This window comes from Streptomyces diastatochromogenes, assembly GCF_002242805.1.
Taxonomy (GTDB): Bacteria; Actinomycetota; Actinomycetes; order Streptomycetales; family Streptomycetaceae; genus Streptomyces; species Streptomyces diastatochromogenes.
This window is the reverse complement of sequence record NZ_MCGQ01000235.1, coordinates 1-202: the sequence shown is the minus strand read 5'-3', so window position 1 is coordinate 202 and position 202 is coordinate 1. Positions and strand designations below refer to the sequence as shown.

Sequence of the window (202 nt, the reverse complement as noted above, 5' to 3'; positions counted from 1 at the left end):
GCTGGGCACCTCCCTGGTCGGTGTCATCCGCAAGGTGCCCAGCAGCGCGCCGAGGACGGAGACGACGCCACCGGTGAGGAGGGTGCCGCCGAGGACCGCGCCGAGGAACGAGGGCAGCATGAAGTCGTCGCCGATGGAGGCGCGGAACGTGCCGGTGCCGACGGCCGCCATGAAGCCGGCGAGCGCGGCGAGCAGTCCGGAG

At 73.3% G+C, this 202-nt stretch carries 1 pseudogene; it reads right to left on the bottom strand.

Going from position 1 to position 202, the window contains the following annotated elements:
• A pseudogene (locus tag BEK98_RS47765) lies at positions 1 to 202 on the bottom strand (hypothetical protein); the annotation flags it as partial.